This is a genomic window from Cupriavidus sp. 01L415 (assembly GCF_056400065.1).
Genome location: NZ_JBFTSP010000013.1, coordinates 106,096 through 128,097, shown reverse-complemented (window position 1 = coordinate 128,097; position 22,002 = coordinate 106,096). Strand labels below are relative to the sequence as shown.

Sequence of the window (22,002 nt, the reverse complement as noted above, 5' to 3'; positions counted from 1 at the left end):
CGCCCGACGGGGTTTTTTGCACCCGGCCTCCGGGTTCCCAACAAGTATTCCGATGTCCTCCACCCCTCCGGGCGCGCTGCCGCCCGATCCCACGCTGCGTGAAGCCCAGACCCTGGCAGCCATGGCCGGGTTACCGGCGCTGGAGGCACGCATGCTGCTGTCCCACGTGACGGGGTTCAGCCGTACCCAGTTGATTACGCGCGATACCGATCACCTGACCGCCGCCCAGCGCGATGCGTTTGCCACCCTGCTGGCGCGGCGGCTGGCCGGCGAGCCCATGGCCTACCTGCTCGGCGAGCGCGAGTTCTTCGGTCGCACCTTCCGTGTGACGCCGGATGTGCTGATCCCGCGGCCGGACACCGAAATCGCGGCGGAGGCCTCGCTGGCGCGCATCGCCAACGTGCACGCCCCGCGCGTGCTGGACATGGGCACCGGCTCGGGCATCCTGGCCGTGACGATTGCGCGCGAACGGCCCGATGCCGAGGTCTGGGCCACCGATATCTCCCCCGGCGCCGTGCTGGTCGCCCAGGACAACGCCCGGGCGCTGCAGGCGGACAACATCCGCTTCCTGGTATCGGATTGGTATCAATCCGTGCCAGACGGCGTGCGCTTTCACCTGATCGTCAGCAATCCGCCGTACATCGCCGCCGGCGACCCGCATTTGGCGGAGGGCGACCTGCGCTTCGAGCCAATCGACGCCCTGACGGACCACGAAGACGGCCTGTCGGACCTGGCGGCGATCGTGGCCGGCGCAACCGCGCGGCTGCTGCCGGACGGCTGGCTGCTGATGGAACATGGCTACGATCAGGCCGCTTCCATGCGCAGCCTGCTGACCCGTGCCGGCTTTGAGGACGTCTATACCGCCCGCGACCTGGCCGGACTGGAACGGTGCAGCGGCGGACGCCTGCCCGCGGCGCAGAAAGACCCCACCTGAAGCCGGCCGGCGATTCCGGTAAAATTGCTGGCTTGTCCCCCGTGCGCGGATGCGCGCACCCGAATCACCCCCAAATGGCGGCGCCGGCTTGATCCGGCACCGCGCGCAACCGGAAACACTTTCATCATGAGTGACGTACAGCAGAAGATCGACCAGATCGTGAAGGGCAGCCCCGTGGTGCTGTTCATGAAGGGCACCGCGCAGTTCCCGATGTGCGGGTTCTCCGGCCGCGCCATCCAGATCCTGAAGGCCTGCGGCGTGGACGCACCGACCACGGTCAATGTGCTGGAAGACGAAGCCATCCGCCAGGGCATCAAGTCATATGCCAACTGGCCGACCATCCCGCAGCTCTACGTGAACGGCGAGTTCATCGGCGGCTCGGACATCATGATGGAGATGTACCAGAACGGCGAACTGCAATCGCTGCTCAAGGCCTGAGGCTGGCCATGCCCGTGACATCAGGCGGCGCGCCGCAACGGCTGATCGTCGCCATCACGGGCGCTACCGGCGCCATCTATGGCGTCCGGCTCCTGCAGGTCCTGCAAGGCGTGGCGGGGGTGGAGACCCACCTGCTGATTTCGCCGGCGGGGGTCATGAACCTGCAGCACGAACTCGATATCGGCCGCGCCCAGGTGGAAGCGCTGGCCGATGTGGTCCACAACGTGCGCGACATCGGCGCGACCATCGCCAGCGGATCGTTCCGCGCGCATGCCATGGTCGTGGCGCCGTGCTCGATGCGTACGCTGGCGGCCATCGCACATGGTCTTTCCGACAATCTCATCACGCGCGCGGCGGACGTCACGCTTAAGGAGCGGCGCAAACTGGTTCTGATGGTGCGCGAAACGCCGTTGAACCTGGCGCACCTGCGTAACATGACGGCCGTCACGGAGATGGGCGGCATCGTGTTTCCGCCCGTGCCGGGTTTCTACCAGAAGCCGCAGACAATCGCCGAACTGGTCGACCACACGGTCGGCCGCGTGCTGGACCTCGTCGACCTGCCTAAGATTGGCGCTACCCTCGCGCCCAGCTGGGGCGGACTGAACGCCGCGGCGTCCGAGGGCGGCAACTGAAGCTACAACGAATCACCAGCCAGGCGGCAACAAGGCGTCGCCGCCCGGCGTGCGGCGCATTACCAGTGGCGATAGCGGCGGCCGTAGTAGCCACCGTAATATCCACCGCCGTAATACGCCCGCGGTGACACGACCACTGCCGGCCCACCGTAGTAGACCGGCGCCGGCGCCACGGCAACGGGCGCCGGCTCCACGACCGGGCCATACGGGGTCGGATACACCGCGCAGCCGCCCAGCATTGCTGCGCCAGCCACCGCCAAACCCATCACTATTGTTTTCATCGTATCGTCCTTATTGTCTCAGGCATTGCCTGCGGCAGTGCACTGCCCTTAAGAACGTTATACGGGTAGGTCTGGTAATACAGCGTCAAGCCGCTGTAACCCTTGTTACGATTCGCAACGACTTCACGCATGTAAGTTGTCAACCTGCGATGGCCTGGCGGAAGCCTGCATGCCAGTGCCATCGCAGGTCCGCCTCCTGCACGCCAGCCTATACGTCGAACCGGATCCCCTGCGCCAGCGGCAGGGCGTCGCCATAGTTGATCGTATTGGTGGCACGCCGCATATAGCCCTTCCACGCATCCGATCCCGATTCGCGCCCGCCGCCCGTCGCCTTCTCGCCGCCGAATGCGCCCCCGATCTCCGCCCCGCTCGTGCCAATGTTGACGTTGGCGATGCCGCAGTCGCTGCCCGCAGTCGACAGGAAGCACTCCGCCTCGCGCAGCGATTCCGTGAAGATGCATGACGACAGCCCATGCGACGCCGCGTTGTTGAGCGCGATGGCTTCGTCCAGCGAGGTATAGGGCATCAGGTAAAGAATCGGCGCGAAGGTTTCGGTCAGCATCGTGTCGTGCTGGGTGTCGGTCACCACCAGCGCGGGCCGCACATAGCAGGCGTGCGGATAGCGGTCGCCGAGCAGCCGTTCGCCGCCATGGACAACGTTTCCCTGCGCCCGGCAACTGGCGAGCGCGTTGGCCATCGTATCGCCGGCCGCCGCATCGATCAGCGGGCCGATCAGCGTGCCCTCCTGCAACGGATCGCCGACGGGCAGCCGCGCGTAGACCTGGCGCAACCGGCTGGTCACGGCTTCGATCAGGTCGACATGGACGAATGCGCGGCGAAGCGTGGTGCAGCGTTGCCCCGCGGTGCCCGCCGCGGCAAATGTCATGGCGCGAATGGTCAGCTCCAGGTTGGCCGACGGCGCGACGATGGCCGCGTTGTTGCCGCCGAGCTCCAGGATCGCGCGCTTGAACTGCGCGGCGCAGGCCATGCCGACCTCGCGGCCCATGCGCGTGGAACCCGTCGCGCTCATCAGTCGCACCGCCGGATGCTGGACCAACTGGGCGCCGACGGCGCGACCGCCCGGCAGCACACAGCAAAGGCCAGCGTATTGCGGTGCGGAGGTTTCCAGCACGCGGTCCAGCAGACCCTGCGCCGCCAATGCACAGAGCGGTGTCTTCTCCGAGGGCTTCCACACCACGCCATTGCCGCAAACCAACGCGAGCGCTGCATTCCACGCCCATACCGCCACCGGGAAATTGAAGGCGGAGATGACGCCGCAGAGCCCGAACGGATGCCAGGTCTCGCGCATGGCGTGCGCGGGTCGTTCCGATGCGATCGTCAGCCCATGCAGTTGACGTGACAGTCCCACGGCGAAATCGCAGATATCAATCATCTCCTGCACTTCACCGAGGCCTTCCTGGAGGATCTTGCCGGATTCCAGCGATACCAGCCGGCCCAGCGCGGTCTTGTGCTCGCGCAAGGCCAGCCCCAGGCGCCGCACCACCTCGCCGCGCGCCGGAGCCGGCGCCAGCGCCCAGATGGTCTGCGCGGCGTGCGCGCGGGCAATCCGGGCATCGACGTCAGCCGGCGTGCAGACCGGCAACTGGGCGAAGACCTCGCCATCGACCGGCGAGCGCAGGGGCAATGCACCGGGGCCACCGGCGCCGCCAGCCTCCCATGGTTGCCGCAGGCCCATGGCCTGCCAGCACGCTGCGATCTCTTGCGCTTTCATGCGGACGTCTCCTGCAACGGATGCCGGGTGTAATGCTGGCCGAACCGGTTCGCCAGGAAGCGATCCAGCGGCATGGCCTCCTGCCGGACAAAGCCTGCCTGAGGCAGCACGCCGGAGGCCACGAGGTCCAGCGCCGTGCAGATGCCGGCCGCCGTCGTCAGCTGGATGGCATTGGCGTGGCCCGCGCCGCCAAGGTCGTCCACACCACCGATACGCGCGGAAAAAGACGCCTGCGTGAGCGGCCCGCGCTTGCCTTCGCCCTTCACGCCGGGCGGATGGCCCGTCGCGCTGGCGAATACGATCACCACGTCCTGTTCCGTCATCGGGATGGCGTTCTCGAAAATCTCGCGCAGCCAGCCGCGCCGCTCGCGCAACCGCAGGTCGTTCAGCAAGAGCTTCATCTGCACGCAATGGCCGGGATAGCGGATGGACTTGTAGTCGACGTGACGCGCCCGGCCGGCCAGGGTATCGGGCAGCGTGCCGAGGCCTCCAGAAGTATTAAAGGCCTCGTACTCGATCCCGTCCAGCGCAAAGGTTTCAAGGCCTTCCAGCGCGGGCAGCTCGACCCGGCGGCCGTCGACGATGGCCTCGCAGGGGTTGCAGTACTCGTTGATCAGGCCTTCCGTGCTCCAGGTCAGGTTGTACTTGAGCGCGTTGCTGGGATAGCGCGGCAGCGCACCCACGCGCATGCGCAGGTCGAACAGGTCGCCGCCGCCCCGCAGGAACCGCTGGGCCAGGTCATGACCGACCACGCCGATAAACCCCGGCGCCAGCCCGCACTGCGGCATCAGGACCGAGCGCGCGCCCTGGCCAAGCTGGCGGATGGCATGCGTTGCGGCCACGTCCTCGGTCAGGTCGAAGTAGTGCACGCCCAGCCGCGCCGCCACGGTGGCGACGCTGACGGCCGCGTGGAACGGCAGCGCGTTGAGCACCGCGTCGGCACCGGCCAGCAGTGCGGCGCAGGTGCCGGGCTCGGTGGGGTCGCCGGCACGCACGGCGATGGTGCGCGGCAAGCCATCCAGCCGGTGCGCGTCGTGATCGACCAGGCAGACGCGGTAGTCGCCGGATTGGTCCAGCATGGCGGCGATGACGCGGCCGATCTTGCCGGCGCCGAGGACCACCACGGAAAGCGGGCGGGGGGCTTTGGTCATGTCCCGGGTGGCGGGACCAAGGGTGGATGGCTGCATGGCTGACTCCGTCGAAAAGCATGAAAACGCGTGACTGAAGTATGGGCAGCGCCGCGCACGTTTTACAGCCGCAAGATTGACGAAAGCCCGGCATAATCCGACGCATCGACCATCCTTTGTGACGAAACGTCAGACTGCCATGGCGGACCTCGACCAGATCGACCGGCACCTGCTGTCGCTGCTGCAGGGCAACGCGCGCGAGAGCGCGGCCAACCTCGCCCGCGTGCTCGGCATCGCCCGCACGACGGTCGTGGCGCGGATCGCCCGGCTTGAGAAAACCGGCGTGATCGCCGGGTATGGCGTGCGCATGGGCAGCCAGATGGAGGACAACGCGATCCTCGCGTTCTGCGGCCTGTCCGTACAGCCCAAGGCCGCGCCGGCCGTGGTCCGCGCGCTGCAGCGCCTGCCGGAGGTGGAAGAGCTGAACTCCGTCAGCGGCCCGGTGGACTATATGGCCGTGATCCGCTGCGACACCCACGCGCGGCTGGACAAGTTGCTGGACGAAATCGGCATGCTGGATGGCGTGAACCACACCACGACGTCGATCGTGCTCGCCCGCAAGATCGACCGCCGGCGCGCGGCCGGCTAGCGCGCTATCCTTGATCGCTTTCAAACCGAATCAGGAGAAGACGATGAGCACTGGCATTCGCGTCGCCGTTGGCGGCGTCACCGGCTGGGCCGGCGGCGAACTGGCGCGCGGCGTGGCCCACGCCCCCGACATGACCCTGGTGGCCGGCCTGTCGCGCGGCGCGGCGGGACAGCCCCTGTCGCAACTGACCGGCCATGCCGATACACCCGGCGTGGCCGCGGCCAGCATCGAGGCCCTCGGCGCCACGCCCTACGACGTCTACGTCGAGTACACCAAGCCGGCCGTCGCCAAGCACAACATCCTGCAGGCGCTGGCCCACGGCGCGCACGTGGTGGTGGGTACGTCGGGGCTGTCCGACGACGACTATGCGGAGATCGACGCGGCCGCGCGCAAGGCCGACCGTGGCGTGCTGGCCTGCGGCAACTTCGCCATTACCGTGGTGCTGTTGCAGAAATTCGCGGAAATGGCGGCGCGGCACCTCGATCATTGGGAAATCATCGACTACGCCAAGGCGGGCAAGGTCGATGTGCCGTCGGGCACGGTGCGTGAGCTGGCGTTCCGGCTTGGCCAGGTGAAGGCCGCCGCGCAGGCGGTGCCGGTGGACCAGGTCAGCGGCCCGAGGGAGACGCGCGGTGCGACGATCTCCGGCACGCAGGTGCACGCGGTGCGGCTGCCGGGATACCAGCTGGGGGTGGAGGTGATCTTTGGCGCGGACGGCCAGCGCCTGCACCTGAAGCACCAGGCCGGGGACGGGTCCAAGCCCTACGTGTCCGGCGCGCTGCTGGCCATCCGCAAGGTCCACACCTTGCGCGGCGTGGTGCGAGGGCTGGACAAGGTGATGGAAGGACTCTGACGCCGGCGTTGCCGCCTGCCATGAATAAGAAAGCCTCCCGCCATGAAAGACACCCCAAAGGTTGAACAGGTGTCCAACTTCTGGGGTACGTTCACGACGGGAGGCTTTCCCGGCAGTCCGGCGGCTTCGGCCCTTATCGAAAATCCTCCGAAAGGCCTTTCGCGGAGCAGTCTCCCCGGCCCTCCGCCCGGGCTTACCAGCTACCCGGGTTGACCGGCTTCGCCGGCGCCTTCTTGTCCGACTTTTCCGATTTTTCCGACTTCTCAGTCTTCTCCGGCTTCTTCGCTGCCGCGCCCGACGCCGGCGGCGCGAGCGACTTCTCCACCTCCGCATCGCGATTCGCCATCAGCGCGCGCGCCTGCGGCAGCAGCAATTCGATCGTCCCTTCGTTCGGATCTTCAGGAATCGCGTAGAGCTCCACGGTCAGCGGACGCTGCATCCAGCCCGCGTGAACGCTCTTGACGGGCTTGCCCGCCTTGTCCTTCATGTCGACCTGTTCCTGGCGGAACGGCTTGCCAAAGCGCGTGCTCAGCGCCCGTACCGCAGCGTCCTGCGAGCGGATGCCGTCCGTCGGCACCATCACGCCAACCAGCGCGTTGCCATCGACAAGCGCCAGCAGCTTCGGGCCGTCCATGAACGCGGGGCGCTTGTCGCGCGGCACGCCGACCTGGCGCATCACGCCATCGCCGCGCAATTCCACGCAGAACGCGGTCACATCTCGCCCGTCGGGTGTGCGATGGTCGGCACAATCGGGCAGCGCAGGCAGCGGACTGCCGATGACGAGCGTGTCGAGCACAGGCGCCAGGGCACCGGTATCGGCGGTGGCAGCGGTGGCGGTGTTTGTTGCGGCGGCGGGTTGCGGCGCGGCGGCCGCGGGTGCAGATGCGGGTGCGGAAGCGGGTGCAGCAAGGGCGACAGACGTCGCCAGCAGGCTGGCCGCAGCCAGCCCGGCAAAAGGAAATCTCAAAACACACTCCTGAAAACGGCTCCCGATTGGAGCCCGCCTCGGGCCAGGGGTTCCTGCCGCGCCCTGCCGGGTGGCGCCAGGTGCCTAGCGAAGCATTTGCTTCCCGAAATGATAGAGCACCAGCGCGGCGCCCAGGAGCACGGCCCACAGGATCAGGCGTGGCACGGCGCTCGGCGGCAACTGGCGCGGCGGCGTGCGCTGCACCAGCGGGATGCGCATGCGGGAATTGGTCTGCAGCCCGCGCGTGTGCCAGATCGTCGTATCTGCCCCCAGGTCCCGTAGCGGCGCCCTGTCCTTGGCAGGCGTCGCGGCCGGCCTCTGGATTGGCGCCTTGACTGGCTTGTTTGTGGGCGCCTTGGCCTGGCGTGTGCCGGCCGGTCGTTGCGTGGCCATCCTGTACTCCCCTCCCGAAGTCCTGCGATGCGCAAAACCGGCGAGTCAGATGTGCCGCCGGAACACTGCACGGCCGACCGGTCTGTTGCCGGCGATCCGTGCGCGGCACATGTTAAGACAAAGACGCTCCATGCGCTACCGGCATGCTACCGGTTGGTGAGGTGAATCCCACACACTCAGCCGGACACCCCCTTGCGGCTGATCGCCACGGCCTCGCGACGGAACCCGTGGGCCATGTGGTGATAGAACGGATGCGGGTTGAACTGGCGCGACAGGAACGACGCCAGCAGCGATGCCGCCAACAGATACACCGTCAGATCCTGCGTGCGGGTCATCTCCATGACGATCACGCTGGCCGTGATCGGTGCCTGCGTCGCCGCGGCCAGGAAGGCCGCCATCGACACCAGCGCCAGCACGCGCGGCTCCGTGATGCCTGGAAGAAAATGCGCGACGGTCTCGCCGATGCCCGCGCCAATCGCCACCGCCGGCGTGAAGATACCGCCGGGGATGCCAGCGAAGTACGACACCACCGTGGCCACCAGCTTGGCAAACCCGAACCACAAGGTGCTGTGGGGTTCGCCATTGATCAGGCCGGCGGCTTGCTCGTAGCCCGTGCCGAAGGTCGCGCCCGCCGTCGCCCAGCCCAGGATCGCGACGATCAGTCCGCAGCCAAAGGCGACCCAGATCGGATGCGCCGCGGGCCATCCCCGCCATTTCACGGGAAGCAGGCCCGGCACGCCACCGACCAGTACCTTGGCGAACAACCCACCGAAGACGCCGTTGACCGCCGCGCACAGGAGCACCGGCCCCCACGCCTCGTGGAGGACCAGCATCGGCACCTCGACGTGAAAATACGGGTTGTTGCCGAACACGGCCAGCGACAGGAAACCCGCGGTCAGCACGCCAGATAGCACCAGCCTGTCCCAGCGTACGGCCGTGCCGCGCCCGAGTTCCTCGATGGCGAACACCACCCCCGCCAGCGGCGTGTTGAACGCCGCCGCCAGGCCGCCCGCGGCGCCGGCGGCGATCAGCGCGTTGGGGTGAAAGCCAATGCGGAACCGGAGCTTTTCCTGGCACCACCGGCCCCAGGCGAGCATGGCCGCGGCCCCCACCTGCACGGACGGTCCTTCACGGCCGACCGAGGCACCGGCGAGTAGCGCCCCGGTCGTCAGCAACACCTTCCACATCGACTGCCGGAACGACACGAGCACATTCTGCGCGACGCCGTTCGGCGGCAGCGTGACGGCGGCGATCACTTGCGGAATGCCGCTGCCGCGCGCCTGCGGCGCCAGCCGGATGGTGAGCCAGCGCAGCGCGGCAAGCCCGAACGGCAGCATCACAAACGCCAGCCACGGCGTGGCCGAAGTCAGTCGTCCGTTCCAGCGCAATGCCAGTTCGGCGATATAGGCGAAGAGAATCGAAAACAGCGCCACACAGCCGGCGCCGCACATGAACACCGCGTAACGCAGCGACGTGCGCGATATCCGGCCGACCTGCCGCGTCTTGCGTTGTGCGGCGCGCGCGGCTTGCTGTCGCAGCCGGCGCGCCCCGCTGGGCTTGTCATCGAGGGGGAGACCGGGGGCGGATTCTGGGGGTGAGGCGGCCGGCGAAGCGGGCGTCGGCCCGGGGATCGAAGCGCTCGACCCCGGCATCGAACCGGGAGCGGAATCGGGTGCGGAATCGGGAGGCGAGGCGGAGGCAGTGGTGCGATCCGGTGGATCCGATGCATCCGACGTACGCGTTGGATCCGACTCATCGGTCGGATTGGCCGCATCGCGACGCGGGACGGATCGGGGCGAATCAGGCGGTTCGACGGACTCGGTCATGGAAGCGCGCGAGAGCAGTGGCAACGAAGACGTCCGCCGCGCCCCCTGCGGTGGCAGCCGCACCGGGCATGCCGCAGCGTCCTCGTACTATAGCCCGCCGATCCCGGCCCCGTGCCGCCGATCAGTCCAGGCTGATGTGGTTGGCGCGAATGACCTTGCCCCAGCTCTCGCGATCGGCCGTCACGTAGCGGTCGATTTCCGCTTGCGTGCGCGGCGCCTGGACGACCAGCCCCAGCGCACCAAACGTGTTGCGGAACTGCGGATCGACCAGCACGCGCGCCGCCGCAGCTTGCAGCTTGCCTACGACATCGGCGGGGGTCTGCGCCGGAACGGCCAGCCCGAACCACGTGGCGGCGTGGAAATTGGGATAGCCGCTTTCCGCCACCGTGGGCACATTGGGCAGCACGTCCAGCCGCGAGCGACCGGTCACTGCCAGCGCCTTGAGCTTGCCAGCCTTGATATGTGGCAGCGAGGTGCTGACCACATCCACCATCAGCTGCACGTCGTTGGCCAGCAGCGCGGACAGCGCCGGCGCGCTGCCGTTGTATGGCACGTGGGTGATGTCGATGCCGAGTTCGGACTTCAGCATCTCGGTGGCCAGCTGCAGCGGATTGCCCAGCCCGACGGACGCGTAGTTGAGCTTGCCGCCCGCGGCCTTGGCATAACCGGCAAAGTCGCGCGTATTGCCGGCCGGCACCTGGTTGTTGGTGACAACGACCAGCGGCACTTCGATGCCGATCGTGATGACCTTGAAGTCCTTTGGATCGTAGCCGGGCTTCTTGTAGAGCATCGGGTTGAGCACCATGCTGGCGCTGGTGCCCATCAGGATCGTGTAGCCGTCCGGCTGGGCGCGCGACACGCTCTGCGTGCCGACCATCGTGTTGGCGCCCGGGCGATTCTCCACGACCACGGGCTGCTTCAGTTCGCGCGACATCCCCTCGGCCAGCGCGCGGCCGAACTGGTCGGTCGAGCCGCCCGGGGTGTAGGGCACGACCAGCTTGATCGGGCGCTCCGGGTAGGCGGCATGGGCGGACGGCACGACGCCGGCGCCGACGGCAAGTCCGAGCGCACTGGCGGCTGCCAGCATGGCAGTTCTGCGATACATCGGTGGTCTCCTCTCTCTTATTGTGGATTGCTGTGGCAAAGCGTCGCGGGGGTACTCAGACGCGGCGCTGCCGTCCCGCCCAGTGCTGATCGCGCAGCCGACGCTTGGCCAGCTTGCCGGTTTCGTCGCGCGGCAATTGCGCCGTGACCTCGATCGTGCGTGGCACCTTGAAGCCGGACAGCCGGCCCTTGAGCCAGTCGATGACCGCGGCGGGCTCGATCGTCACCCCCTGCACAGGCTGGACCACGCCATGCAGGCGCTCGCCGTATTCGTCGTCGGGCACGCCAAACACCACGCAATCGGCCACGCCGGGGTAGCGCACGAGTTCGTGCTCGATCTCGGCCGGATAGATGTTCACGCCGCCGGAGATCACCATGTCCGATGCGCGATCGCAGATGAACAGGTAGCCGTCGGCGTCCACATAGCCCATGTCGCCAAGCGTCACCAGCCCGTCGCGGTCGATGGTGCGGCGGGCGACGTCGTTGTTGAGGTAGGTGAAGTCCGGGTAGGCGGGCTGGCGTACATAGATCAAGCCGACGTCTCCCTGCGCACAGGGGTTGCCGGCTTCGTCGAGGATGCGCAGACTGGCGGCGTCGACCGGGCGCCCTGCGGTCCCGGGTCGCTCGGCCGCATCGGCCGGCGTGGCCACCGTGATCATGCCGGCTTCGCTGGATGCATAGGTCTCGTGAATGACGGGCCCGAGCCAGTCCAGCATCGCGCGCTTGACCTCGGGCGAGCAAGGCGAACCCGTGGAGGCCACGAAGCGGATCGACGACAGGTCATAGCGCGCGCGCACCTCGGGCGGCAGTTTCAGCAGCCGCACGTACATGATCGGCACCAGGTAGAGCACGTCGATGCGATGCCGTTCCACCAGCGCCAGCACCTGCTCGGCATCAAAGCGCGGCGTCAGCACCAGGCGCTCGGCCATCTGCAGCGCGTTCTGGATAAACACGCCCGGCGCGCTGTGATAGAGCGGCGCCGACATCAGGGCACGGCAGCCCGGTACGATGCCGATGGCCTTGGCGACCACGGAACGCATGCGGGCAAGCTGGTCGTCGAGTTCGTCGAGCGGCACGGGATGGCGCAGCACGCCCTTCGGGCGTCCCGTGGTTCCCGACGTATAGGCCAGATGCCCGCGCGGCGCCACGCGCGGGCCGTCATAGGCGGGCTGCCCGGCAAGCCAGGGCTCGTATGCCATGGCGCCACCACCGTCACCCTCGACATCACCGCTTTCACCGTCATTGCGGCCACCGACGGTCAGCACGGCGACGCCGGCCGGAACGACGCCTCGGATCGCGGGCAGCAGGTCTGCATGGGCGATCAGCACGCTTGCAGCGCTGTCTTCCAGCAGGAAGCGGACTTCCTCCGCCGTGAAGTGCCAGTTGATCGGGCAGTAGTAGGTGCCGGCGGTGCGGCACGCAAACACCACGTCGGCAAAGACCGGATCGTTGCGCAGCAGGACGGCGACGACCGCGCCCTCTTCGAGCCCCAGCCGGCGCAATCCCCCGGCCAGCCGCGTGCCGCGATCCTGGACTTCCGCGCCGGGGCGGTGCAACGATTCGAACCAGAGGTCTGCGGGCATTCTTGTCTCCATCATTCCCGGTCTGAAGCCGGGCGAACGGCCACTGTAGCGGCGCATGCGGCTATCGACAATGCGGTGCCCCGGAATCACAATGTTGCGCCTGACTCGACAATCATTCGGACGCCTCGCATGGACCTCAACCTGATCCAGGCCTTCGTGGACATCGTGGAAGCCGGCAATCTCGCGGAAGCCGGCCGCCGGCGCGGCGTCACGAGATCGCAAATCAGCCGGCAGCTGGCGCAACTGGAAGAGCAGGCCGGCATCCGACTGCTACGCCGGACCACGCGCCGGCTGGAAATGACCGACCCGGGCCAATCGCTCTACGAACACGGCTTGCGCATCCTGCAGGAAGTGGCCGCGGCGCAGGCGGAGATCGACAGCCTGGGCAAGACGCTGCGCGGACACGTGCGTGTGAGCGTGCCCACCGGCCTCGGCGACGCCTTCATCGCCCCGCTGTTGCTGCAGTTTGCCAAGCGGCATCCGGGCATCTCGCTGCGGGTGTTCTTTGCCAATCGCGTGACGGACCTGATCGCGGCGGAAATCGACGTGGCGCTGAAGGTGACGTCCACGCCGCCGCTGGACACGGTGGCGCGCGACGTCTGTGCGATCCGCTGGCAGCTGTGCGCGTCGCCGGACTACCTCGCCAGCATTCCGCCCGTGCGGACCCCCTCGGACCTGGCCAAATGCCGTTTCCTGTGCCCGCCCTACACATCGAGACGTTTCGTCTTGACGCTGGGCCGCGACACGTGCGACGGCCCGGAGCGCGAAGACGTGGAGATTGCGCCCTCCCTGCAGTCGGAGCACTTCACGTTCCTGATGCATGCGGTGCGCGAGGGCCATGGCATCAGCCTGCTGCCGGTCTATGCGGGCTGGGAGGACGTGCGGCGCGGCACGCTGGTGCCCGTGCTGCCGGACTGGAAGCCCGAGGGGCTCGGCAACCGGCTGTACATCATCACCACGCCGAATCCGCATCTGTCGATGGCGACGCGGGCGCTGATCACGTTTCTCCGGGATGCCATCGCCGGCCTCGACGTCTTCGCTGCCGAATAGATCACAGATTTTTCCGACGAGCTTTCAGTTCGCAAGCTATGATCCGTTTTTACTTGCATTTCAAAAGTAAAACGACGAGACCATGGCCCCCACCGACTTTGCCAACATGCCCTGCCCCGTCGCCCGGTCGATGGCGATGCTCGGCGAGCGCTGGGCGATCCTGCTGATGCGGGAGGTGTATTACGGCAGCACACGCTTCGATGAATTCGAGCGGCATCTCGGCATCGCCCCCAATATCCTCAGCGCGCGGCTGAAGACGCTGGTCAGCCACGGGCTGCTGGAGAAGTCGCCCGCGCCCGGCGGCGGTGCGCGCCACATCTACACGCTCACCGAGATGGGTCGCGACTTCTTCCCGGTCTACGTTGCGCTCAAGGGCTGGGCCGACCGCTGGATGGCCGATGAAAAGGGTCCGCTGACCGTGCTCGAAGACAAGCGCGACGGCAAGGAGATTGTTGCCGCCACCCTGACGCGCCCGGACGGCAGCGCGATCACCGTCGACGATCTGCGCGTGCGCCCGGGACCCGGTGCCGGCCGCTACCTGCGCTCCCGTTTCGGCGAACCGGCGACCGACGATGTCACCGCCGACACGAAGGCCAGGAGTCATGACTAAGCCGGATGCCCTCGTGCTCGACGGCACCTCGCCCACCGTTGGCGACTTCGTGCCCGCGACGGCCATTGCGCGCCGCATCGCCGTACTGGCGGCACCGACCAGCCTCGTCGCCATCCTGCAAGCGGGTGCCCAACTGATCGAAACCTGTCTGGCCGCGCGCCAGGGCACGGCGGCGCTGGCCGGCTGGGCCGTGGTGTTGCCGTTCGCGCTGCTGCTCCAGCAAATGTCCGCCGGGGCGATGGGCGGCGGCGTGGTATCCGCCATCGCCCGCGCCCTCGGCGCCGGACGGCGCGAGGAAGCATCCTCGCTCGTGCTCCATGCCGTGATCATCGCGGTGACGGCGGGCCTGGCCTTTGCCATCGGACTGGCCGGCTTTCCGGAGCGCGTGTTTGGCGCCGTGGCCGGCGCCACCGCGGCGGAGGCCGCGACGCCCTATGCGATCTGGCTGTTCGGTGCCGGCGCGGTGCCCGCGTGGCTGGCCAACACCCTCGCCTCGGTACTGCGCGGCGGCGGACGTCATGCACTGGCCGCGCGCGTGCTGTGCGGCATGTGGATCGTCTTCCCGATCCTGTCGTGGTGGCTGGCCGAGCGTGTGGGGATGGGCCTCGCCGGCATCGGCGCCGCGCTGGCCGCCGTGTCATGGGCGGCTGCGCTGGCCATGGCGCTTGTCGTGATCCGGGGCGGGGCGGGCTTTGTGCCGACGCTGCGCGTGCGGCCGTCCGGCGCACTGTTCTATCAGATCCTGTCGGTGGGGCTGGTGGCCTGCGCGCTGGCATCCGTCGCCAACCTGACCACGATCTTGATCACCGCGCAATTGCGGCACTTCGGCACCACGGCGGTGGCGGCCTATGGCATCTCGGCGCGGCTGGAATTCCTGATGATCCCGCTGGCCTTCGGCGTCGGCTCGGCGCTGACCGCGCTGGTCGGTGGCGCCGTGGGTGCCGGCGACTGGCATACCGCGCGCCGCACCGCCTGGGTGGGCGCGCTGCTGGCGCTGGTCATCGCCGGCACGGTGGGCGCGGCCGTCGGCCTCGCGCCCGCACAATTCGCAGCGATGTTCACGAAGGATGCCGAGGTGGGTGCGATCGCGGCGCGCGCGCTGTCCTGGGTCGGCCCGGCGTTCGGTGGCTTCGGGCTGGGCATGGCGCTCTACTTCGCGTCGATGGGTGCGGGAAGGATGCGCTGGCCGATTGTGGCGGGACTGTGCCGCATCGCGCTGGCGGCCGGCGGCGGGTGGCTGCTGGCCAACGTCGCGGGCATGGGCCTCGACGGCCATTTCCTGGGCGTGGCGCTGGGGATCACCTCTTACGGGCTGATCACGGCGATCGGTGTACGCAAAGGCGAGTGGTCACCGCGCGCCTAAGATCGCCGCTCCCCCGGCTGGGCGCGGGCAACATTCTCTTGTGGGCACGTCGATCGTCGCCCACAGATGCGAGCGGTCAAGGCTTGGGGGAATCGGCCTGCTGGCGTGCCACGGCTTTCGCCTCCCCGCCCAGTCCGGCGTCCCGCACATCCGCCGGCACGGCCGTCCAGCCGCCGCCCAGCGATTTGTACAGCGCCGCGGTGCCCGTGAGCACATCGACCTGTCCCTGAACCGCGGCCAGCTGGGCCGTGAACAGTTTCTCCCGCGCGTCGGTGACCTCAAGGTAGCTCGAATATCCGCCCTCGTAGCGCGCGTCCGACTGGTCCGCGTAGATCGTCAGGCTTTGCTCCTGCCTGCGCAGGCTGCCCAGCCGGTTGCGCGTCTCGATGCCGTTGGCCAGCGCACTGTTCACGTCGGCCAACGCGTTCAGCACACTCGCCTGATAGGCCAGCATCGACTGGTCGCGGACGGACTCGGCGCTCGTCACCTGCCCGCGAATCGCGCCGCCCTGGAACACCGGCTGCGTGAGGCCGACGCCAAAGCCCCATACCTCCGACGCGCTGTGCCACAGCCCGGCCGGAGATGTCGCAAGCGCGCCAAACAGTCCGGACAGGTTCACCGCAGGCAGGAACAGCGCCTGGGCCGCACCCACCTGGGCGTTCGCGGCCACCGCCAATTGCTCGGCCTGCAGCAAGTCAGGCCGGCGCGACAGCAAGGCTGCCGGCAAGTCGGCCCCCGCGGGCGGCGCCTGCAACTCGATGACGGTCTTGCCCCGTTCGATCGGGCCGGGCTCTCGACCCAGCAGCACCGACAACGCATTCTCGGTCTGGGCGATTGCCGTACGCAGCGGCGGGATCGTCGCCTCGGCCGAATAGTAGTCATTCTCCGACTGCGACAACTCCACCTGCGAGATCACGCCGCCCTCGTAGCGCTGCTTGAAGATATCCAGCGCGCGGCCGCGGGTCTCCAGCGTTGCCTGCGCGATCTCCAGCTGCGCATCGAGGCCACGCAGCGTGGCATAGCCCTGCACCACCGACGCCGCCAGCGACAGCACCACGCCGCGCCGCGTGTACTCCGCGTTCCACAGGCTCGCCTCGGCGGCTTCCGATTGACGGCGGATGCGTCCCCAGAGGTCGATTTCCCAGCTGGCGTTGAGCAGCGCCTCATAAGAATTGCGCGGACCGCCGGACCCGGTCGCCAACGTGCCGCCAAACGTGCCGCCCTTCTGCCGCCCGGCTGCCGCCGTGGCATTCAAGTGCGGAAAAAAGCCCGAACGCGCGACCATCAACTGGCCGCGGAACTCGTCGATGCGGGCGGCGGCAATGCGGGCGTCATAGCTGTTGCGCAGCGCCGTCTCCACCAGCGCGGTCAGCACGGGATCGTCAAAGCTGTTCCACCAGTCGCTGTCGGCTGCCACGGTGAGCACGCCGGTATCGAGCCGGTAGGCGGCGGGCTGCGCCACCTCGGGCCGCTGGTAATCGGGCCCGACGGCACACCCCGCCAGCGCGAGCACGGCGGCCATCAACGCGCCATTGCAGAGCCTGGCCTGCCGGATGGCGGCCGGGCGAATCACGGGGTTGCGGATTGCGGCGCTCATGGCGATTCTCCGACTGTCGGTGTGGCGGATGTGGGCTCACTCCTACTGCGACCGCGCGCCGCCCACTTGTCGGCGGCCGTGCCCACGAGCCACGAGAACAAGGGCACGAACAGCAGCGCCAGCGACGTGGCCGCGATCATCCCGCCAACGATACCGGTACCGATCGAATGTCGTGAGTTCGATCCCGCACCGGTGGCGACAAAAAGCGGCACGGCACCGGGGATGAATGCCAGCAAAGTCATCACGATCGGCCGCAAGCGCAGCTTGGCCGCCTCTACGGCGGCGTCCGCGTGCGACAGCCCCGGCTGGCCGCGTTGCGTCCATCCGGCAGGTTAAGTCGCCGCGGTCGCCGCGACCATTCAAATCTTTAGCCGCCGCGTTAAGCGATTTCGGCGATATCGCACGGCACGTGGGTGACTCTTGCGTCGCCCGACATGGCCATCGCGGCAAAGGCCCGCCGCTTCAGGCTGCCGGCGCGACGTCAGCGGCGGAAGCCGTGGAAATGGCCGCCACCTCCGCCAAAGCGGCCACCGCCCCCCTGGAAACCACCGCCGGCAAAGCGGCCCTGCCACCGCTGCGCCGCCGTATTCCCAAATCGTTGCTGGCCCACCTCCCGCGCCTGCCGCTGCTGATCCAGCCGGCTGTTGACATCGCTGTTGGGCTGCACCGGCTGCCATCCGTCACTCGTGTGCTTCTGCCAGCCGTCGTCCGTGCGCTGATAGACGTTGCCGTCGTGGCCCGCGTAAACGTTGCCGTTGTTCCAGGCAACGGCGTTGTTCTTGTCCGGATTGGCGACAAACCCGCGGCTGCCCGCCGTTTGCGCACCGGTCTGCGTGTTGCCAGCCACGCCGGCTTCCGCCGCACCGACCCGGCCCGTCTGTGCGTTATAGCCAGTGACCTGACGGCCCGCCGCATAGTTGCCGGTGTATTCGTTGCCCACCACGCCGCCGCGTCCCGCGCCTTCCCTCCCGGTCGACGGATTGGCGAACGATCCCTGGCGCCCGGCCGCATAGTTGCCGGAATACGGATTGAACGCGGCGCCCTGGCTGCCCTGGAAGCGCCCGCCCGTGGCGGCGTTGTAGCCCGCGCCCGCGGTGCCGCGCCACTGTGTGCCCGTCCAGGCATTCCAGCCCTCCGCATGCGTGACCGTGCCCTGCCCCCACCCGCCGTAGAAATTGGTCTGGTTCACATTGACGTAATTCCAGTATTGGGCGCCGCCCCACCAGTACGGCCCCCAATATGGCGACGCCGCACCCCAGATCGCCCCGACCGCGAAGCCGAACGCAAAGCCCTCGGCCACGCCGACGCCGAAACCCGCACCATAGCCATAGGTCGCGGGATAGCCGTAGTAGTAGGTGCCGACATAGGGCGGATAGATGTAGCCGGTGCCGTAGACGACCGTGCCGTCGGCACTGACCACCACGCCCATGTAACCGGGGGTATAGCCGACGACCACGGTGTCCGGCGTAACGGAGTAGATACGCACATAGGTCACGTAATACAGCGGCGAGCTGGGCGGAATCGTGTAGATCGCAGAGGGAACCTCTGTCGCCACGCGCCACGGGCCGCCCGGCGCGCTGGCCGTGAACCACACGCCATTGGCCACCGCGTAGTAGTGGCTGCTGTCGACTTCGATCACGGGCGTGCCAGTGTTGATCGCGTAGTTCAGCGAGGTACCGGTGATCGCCGTGAACTTTGGCGTGCCATCATAGACGATGGCCACAACCGCCTTGGACCGGGATACCGACGCCGTCTGTGGAATCGTCGCGGCGATCTCGGCCTCCTTCGCTTGCGGCGTACCCGGCACGGAAACCAGTACATTGGCCTTTGCATCCTGCGGCGAGATCCTCGCGAAGTCCGGCGGCAACTGCGCGCCGGCGACGTATTCCCAGGGGCCGGTCAGCATCGGCGCACGGAACCAGCGGCCAGAAACCAGTACGTAATATTGGTTGGTCAACGGATCGACAAACACCGCGTGGTCGGCATTGGAGATTGTCAGCAGGTTGACGCCGCCGACGGGCGCCATCTGCGGTGCGCCGGTCGTGACGATCAGTTCCGCCGGCTGCGTGACCAGCAGGATCTCCGGCGCCCTGGCCGGCTTCTTGCTGTTGGCAGGCAGCATCGGGTCGGGCTTCGGCTCGTTCTGGCTGGCGCCGGCTTTGCTGGCTGCACCGAGCAGCGCCGCGGGCGGCGAGGCCGCGGCCTCCCACGCACCGCCGGCTGACTCCGACCGGTACCAGTAGCCGGCCGCCCGCAGCCAGAGCTCGCCACCGCCGTCCCGCAGCAGCAGCGCGCGGCTGTTGAGGGCGCGCTCGAAGCGCGTGCCGGGCACGGGACGCCAGACGGGATCGCCATCCACATGGACGAGCAGCGTCGGCGTGGTGGCGAAAAGGATCTGCGGCACGTCGTTCTTCACCGGCACGCGGACCGCGCGCGCCAGCTCCTGCGACACCGCGTAGCTGGCCTGGAGTTCGTCGAGCGGCACCGTCAGGCCCTTCGCCGGCAGCCGCGCGATCAGCGCCTGGCGCACGGCATCCGCGGCGCCGGGCCGCGTGGGCACATCCACGCTTTCCACCTGGATCTGTGTCAGCTGGACCAGCGACGACGGCTTGTCGATATCGGCCGTCGCGGAGAATCTCACCACCCCATAGGTAGGCGTACCATCCTTGGCGCCCACGGCCACGGCCGCCCGGCCGGACATGCGGTTGCCTTCCCATTTCTCGATCTCGGGCTGGTACATCTCGATGTGCTCGCCAGCCGCGTCAAAGTTGCGCGGCCACGCCAGCGACGGCAGCTTTTGGGCGGTACTGGCGGTCATGCCGGCGCTGGCTGCCAGCACGGCAGGCGAGGCGCCGGTCAGCAGTGCGGCAGCAACCAGCACCTGGGTCAGCGCGGCGCGCGGGATGGAACGCGGAAAGCGGAACGCCATGGATTCTCCATCCATTCCTGGAGCGATTTAATGGAGTCATCGGGGTAGAAATTGGGCAGCATCCGACACAGCCTGCCTCGTCAGATGAATCTAAAGGAGCGCGTCGGCCGGAACAATCGGATTCAAAAACATTCACTGTCCCGATGGAAAACGGACAGATCACCGCAGCGACAGGTACGGCCGGAGAGGTGCTCCGGGGCAACCGGGTGTGCATCTTGCTTGGCTTCTTATTCGCCCTCCGCCCCTTGAAGCCCGGTTGCGACAGCCTCACCTTGTCCGAACCCCATCCTCCAGAACCCGTCATGAGTGCCATGCCACCCCGCCGCTCGATCCTGTTCGCCGCCTCGATCACGGCGCTGCTGCATGCCTATATCGGCGTGCGGCTGTTGCCGGACCTGCCCGTGCCGATGGCAGTGAGCTGCGTGGGGGCGATCTGGCTGATCGTCTCGGCGCTGCTGCTGCCCAGCGCGCTGCTGGCGCGCCGGTTCGCGCCACCCTGGGCGGATCGGATTTCCTGGATCGGGATGCTGGCGATGGGCTTCTTCTCATCGTTGCTGATCCTGACGGTTGCCCGGGATATCTTTCTGCTCGTCGCCCTGATCGCCGGCTGGCATCCGGCGGGATCGCTGGCCTATAGCGCGGCGGCGGTGCTGATCCTGGCGCTGGTCGTGACACTGATCGGCTATATCAATGCGCGCGGGCTGGCGAAGGTGGTGGAAGTGGACGTGCCCATCCCCAACCTGCCTGAGGCCCTGCATGGCTTCACCATCGCCCAGATCAGCGATATCCACGTGGGTCCGACGATCAAGCGGCCTTATCTCGATCGCATCGTGGACCGTGTGAACGGCCTGCAGGCCGACGCCGTGGCCATCACCGGCGATCTTGTCGACGGTTCCGTGCGCGAACTGGCGTTACACACGGCGCCGCTGGCGCGGCTCTCCGCCAGGGACGGCACGTACTTTGTCACGGGCAACCACGAGTACTACTCGGGCGCCGAACCGTGGATCGCCGAACTGCGGCGCCTGGGCGTACGCGTGCTGATGAACGAGCACGTCGTGGTCGATCGCGCGGGGGCAGCACTGGTGCTCGGCGGCGTGACCGACTACTCGGCAGGAAAATTCATCGACAGTCATCGCAGTGACCCCGCCCAGGCGCTGTCCGGTGCACCGCCCGATGCGGCGGTGCGGGTGCTGCTGGCGCACCAGCCACGCACGGCGCCGGCGGCGGCGTCGGCGGGCTTTGACCTGCAGTTGTCCGGCCACACCCACGGCGGCCAGTTCTGGCCGTGGAACCTGTTCGTGCCGATGCAGCAGCCCTACGTGCACGGCCTGAACCGGCACGAGGGGCTGTGGGTCTATGTCAGTCGGGGGACGGGCTACTGGGGACCGCCGAAGCGCTTTGGCGCGCCATCGGAAATTACCAGGCTGCGGTTGGTGAAGGGGTGAAGGCTGCCGCCGTATCAGTGCAGGCGGCCGCAGCTTCACCGGCGTTGCTATTTTTTGGCGTTCTTGAGCAGAAACTCCAGGACGGCCTTGCGCTCTTCGTCATTCAAGCCCGCCCGGAGGAACATGCTTTGCGTGATGCCGAGCCATTGCTTCTCACTGAACTGGCCCGGATCGCGGGGACCATGACATACCGTGCAGCGTTGGTAGAAGATGCGCTCTCCCGGGGACAGGCCGGTATTTGATCCGACGCCGGACTCGCGTGAATGGCGGCCATGCCTGCGCGAATTTCGACAGATTCGGAGAGGCTAATGATGACGCTCTAACGCGTCCCTGCCGCGAGACCGCGTTGTGAATATCGTGCCGGTGGGATTCGGAGAAGCGGAGATGCGCGTCACGCCCGGATGGCATTGCGCCAGCCACGGTCTTGACGGAATTGAGCACTACGTATGCGTCGAGGCGACGCACCTGCGAGGCCGTCGGGAGCGGCCC

The 22,002-nt window shown here is 67.7% G+C and carries 21 protein-coding genes; 10 read left to right on the top strand and 11 right to left on the bottom strand.

The features are described from left to right. The first annotated feature begins 52 nt into the window (after nucleotides 1-52). The 3 genes from prmC (at nucleotide 53) to AC1DOX_RS19235 (ending at nucleotide 2,004) form a co-directional block, all read left to right on the top strand. A complete protein-coding gene (gene prmC / locus AC1DOX_RS19245) occupies nucleotides 53-934 on the top strand; it encodes a peptide chain release factor N(5)-glutamine methyltransferase (RefSeq protein ID WP_441619588.1) in 882 nt (293 codons plus the stop codon). 126 nt (nucleotides 935-1,060) lie between these two features. Then, the gene (gene grxD / locus AC1DOX_RS19240; protein ID WP_092141055.1) at nucleotides 1,061-1,372 is read left to right on the top strand and encodes a Grx4 family monothiol glutaredoxin; all 312 of its coding nucleotides are present in this window, start codon (nucleotides 1,061-1,063) and stop codon (nucleotides 1,370-1,372) included. Nucleotides 1,373-1,380: 8 nt separating this feature from the next. Beyond that, entirely contained in the window at nucleotides 1,381-2,004 is a 624-nt protein-coding gene (locus AC1DOX_RS19235) for a UbiX family flavin prenyltransferase (RefSeq protein WP_441619586.1), read from the top strand. Between the two features lie 59 nt (nucleotides 2,005-2,063). On the opposite strand, the gene AC1DOX_RS19230 is transcribed toward AC1DOX_RS19235, so the two are convergent. From AC1DOX_RS19230 to AC1DOX_RS19220, 3 genes are all read right to left on the bottom strand, one after another. Beyond that, nucleotides 2,064-2,285, bottom strand: a complete 222-nt coding sequence (locus tag AC1DOX_RS19230; RefSeq protein WP_441619584.1) for a hypothetical protein — start codon at nucleotides 2,283-2,285, stop codon at nucleotides 2,064-2,066. Between the two features lie 208 nt (nucleotides 2,286-2,493). Beyond that, the gene (amaB, locus tag AC1DOX_RS19225; RefSeq protein ID WP_477101487.1) at nucleotides 2,494-4,017 is read right to left on the bottom strand and encodes an L-piperidine-6-carboxylate dehydrogenase; all 1,524 of its coding nucleotides are present in this window, start codon (nucleotides 4,015-4,017) and stop codon (nucleotides 2,494-2,496) included. Further along, complete coding sequence (locus AC1DOX_RS19220; protein WP_441619580.1) at nucleotides 4,014-5,204, bottom strand: saccharopine dehydrogenase family protein; 1,191 nt, start codon at nucleotides 5,202-5,204, stop codon at nucleotides 4,014-4,016. The genes amaB and AC1DOX_RS19220 overlap by 4 nt, the downstream gene beginning before the upstream one ends. 139 nt (nucleotides 5,205-5,343) lie before the next feature. Between AC1DOX_RS19220 and AC1DOX_RS19215 the strand changes: the two genes are divergently transcribed. Both AC1DOX_RS19215 and dapB read left to right on the top strand, forming a co-directional pair. After that, nucleotides 5,344-5,793, top strand: coding sequence for an Lrp/AsnC family transcriptional regulator (locus tag AC1DOX_RS19215; protein WP_441619644.1), 450 nt, complete (start codon nucleotides 5,344-5,346; stop codon nucleotides 5,791-5,793). 43 nt (nucleotides 5,794-5,836) lie between these two features. Continuing rightward, nucleotides 5,837-6,646 carry a 4-hydroxy-tetrahydrodipicolinate reductase gene (gene dapB / locus AC1DOX_RS19210; protein ID WP_441619578.1) on the top strand — a complete coding sequence of 270 codons (810 nt, stop codon included), beginning with the start codon at nucleotides 5,837-5,839 and terminating at the stop codon, nucleotides 6,644-6,646. A gap of 193 nt (nucleotides 6,647-6,839) precedes the next feature. On the opposite strand, the gene AC1DOX_RS19205 is transcribed toward dapB, so the two are convergent. From AC1DOX_RS19205 to AC1DOX_RS19185, 5 genes are all read right to left on the bottom strand, one after another. Beyond that, nucleotides 6,840-7,613: a hypothetical protein gene (locus AC1DOX_RS19205; RefSeq protein WP_441619576.1), complete on the bottom strand. Its 774-nt coding sequence runs from the start codon at nucleotides 7,611-7,613 to the stop codon at nucleotides 6,840-6,842. Nucleotides 7,614-7,697: 84 nt separating this feature from the next. Next, nucleotides 7,698-8,006, bottom strand: a complete 309-nt coding sequence (locus AC1DOX_RS19200; RefSeq protein WP_441619574.1) for a hypothetical protein — start codon at nucleotides 8,004-8,006, stop codon at nucleotides 7,698-7,700. Nucleotides 8,007-8,182: 176 nt separating this feature from the next. Beyond that, entirely contained in the window at nucleotides 8,183-9,658 is a 1,476-nt protein-coding gene (locus AC1DOX_RS19195) for a chloride channel protein (protein ID WP_441619572.1), read from the bottom strand. A 295-nt stretch (nucleotides 9,659-9,953) separates the two neighbouring features. After that, nucleotides 9,954-10,937 carry a Bug family tripartite tricarboxylate transporter substrate binding protein gene (locus AC1DOX_RS19190; protein WP_441619570.1) on the bottom strand — a complete coding sequence of 328 codons (984 nt, stop codon included), beginning with the start codon at nucleotides 10,935-10,937 and terminating at the stop codon, nucleotides 9,954-9,956. Between the two features lie 55 nt (nucleotides 10,938-10,992). After that, nucleotides 10,993-12,519 carry an acyl-CoA synthetase gene (locus AC1DOX_RS19185; protein ID WP_441619568.1) on the bottom strand — a complete coding sequence of 509 codons (1,527 nt, stop codon included), beginning with the start codon at nucleotides 12,517-12,519 and terminating at the stop codon, nucleotides 10,993-10,995. Between the two features lie 129 nt (nucleotides 12,520-12,648). Between AC1DOX_RS19185 and AC1DOX_RS19180 the strand changes: the two genes are divergently transcribed. From AC1DOX_RS19180 to AC1DOX_RS19170, 3 genes are all read left to right on the top strand, one after another. Further along, nucleotides 12,649-13,569: a LysR family transcriptional regulator gene (locus AC1DOX_RS19180; RefSeq protein ID WP_441619566.1), complete on the top strand. Its 921-nt coding sequence runs from the start codon at nucleotides 12,649-12,651 to the stop codon at nucleotides 13,567-13,569. Nucleotides 13,570-13,651: 82 nt separating this feature from the next. After that, nucleotides 13,652-14,179 (top strand): winged helix-turn-helix transcriptional regulator, encoded by a 528-nt coding sequence (locus tag AC1DOX_RS19175; RefSeq protein WP_441619564.1) that lies wholly within the window; start codon nucleotides 13,652-13,654, stop codon nucleotides 14,177-14,179. Continuing rightward, nucleotides 14,172-15,542, top strand: coding sequence for an MATE family efflux transporter (locus AC1DOX_RS19170; RefSeq protein WP_441619562.1), 1,371 nt, complete (start codon nucleotides 14,172-14,174; stop codon nucleotides 15,540-15,542). The genes AC1DOX_RS19175 and AC1DOX_RS19170 overlap by 8 nt, the downstream gene beginning before the upstream one ends. Nucleotides 15,543-15,618: 76 nt before the next feature. On the opposite strand, the gene AC1DOX_RS19165 is transcribed toward AC1DOX_RS19170, so the two are convergent. From AC1DOX_RS19165 to AC1DOX_RS19155, 3 genes are all read right to left on the bottom strand, one after another. Further along, nucleotides 15,619-17,064: an efflux transporter outer membrane subunit gene (locus tag AC1DOX_RS19165; RefSeq protein ID WP_441619642.1), complete on the bottom strand. Its 1,446-nt coding sequence runs from the start codon at nucleotides 17,062-17,064 to the stop codon at nucleotides 15,619-15,621. A gap of 71 nt (nucleotides 17,065-17,135) precedes the next feature. Continuing rightward, nucleotides 17,136-17,396, bottom strand: coding sequence for an efflux RND transporter permease subunit (locus tag AC1DOX_RS19160; protein WP_441619560.1), 261 nt, complete (start codon nucleotides 17,394-17,396; stop codon nucleotides 17,136-17,138). A 224-nt stretch (nucleotides 17,397-17,620) separates the two neighbouring features. After that, nucleotides 17,621-20,068 (bottom strand): carbohydrate-binding family V/XII, encoded by a 2,448-nt coding sequence (locus AC1DOX_RS19155; RefSeq protein ID WP_441619558.1) that lies wholly within the window; start codon nucleotides 20,066-20,068, stop codon nucleotides 17,621-17,623. A gap of 311 nt (nucleotides 20,069-20,379) precedes the next feature. On the opposite strand from AC1DOX_RS19155, the gene AC1DOX_RS19150 reads away from it, so the two are divergent. Next, complete coding sequence (locus AC1DOX_RS19150; RefSeq protein ID WP_441619556.1) at nucleotides 20,380-21,513, top strand: metallophosphoesterase; 1,134 nt, start codon at nucleotides 20,380-20,382, stop codon at nucleotides 21,511-21,513. Beyond that, on the top strand, nucleotides 21,510-21,755 hold the full coding sequence (locus AC1DOX_RS19145) for a hypothetical protein (RefSeq protein ID WP_441619554.1): 246 nt from the start codon (nucleotides 21,510-21,512) through the stop codon (nucleotides 21,753-21,755). Before AC1DOX_RS19150 ends, AC1DOX_RS19145 begins: the two co-directional genes overlap by 4 nt. Nucleotides 21,756-22,002: the final 247 nt, after the last annotated feature.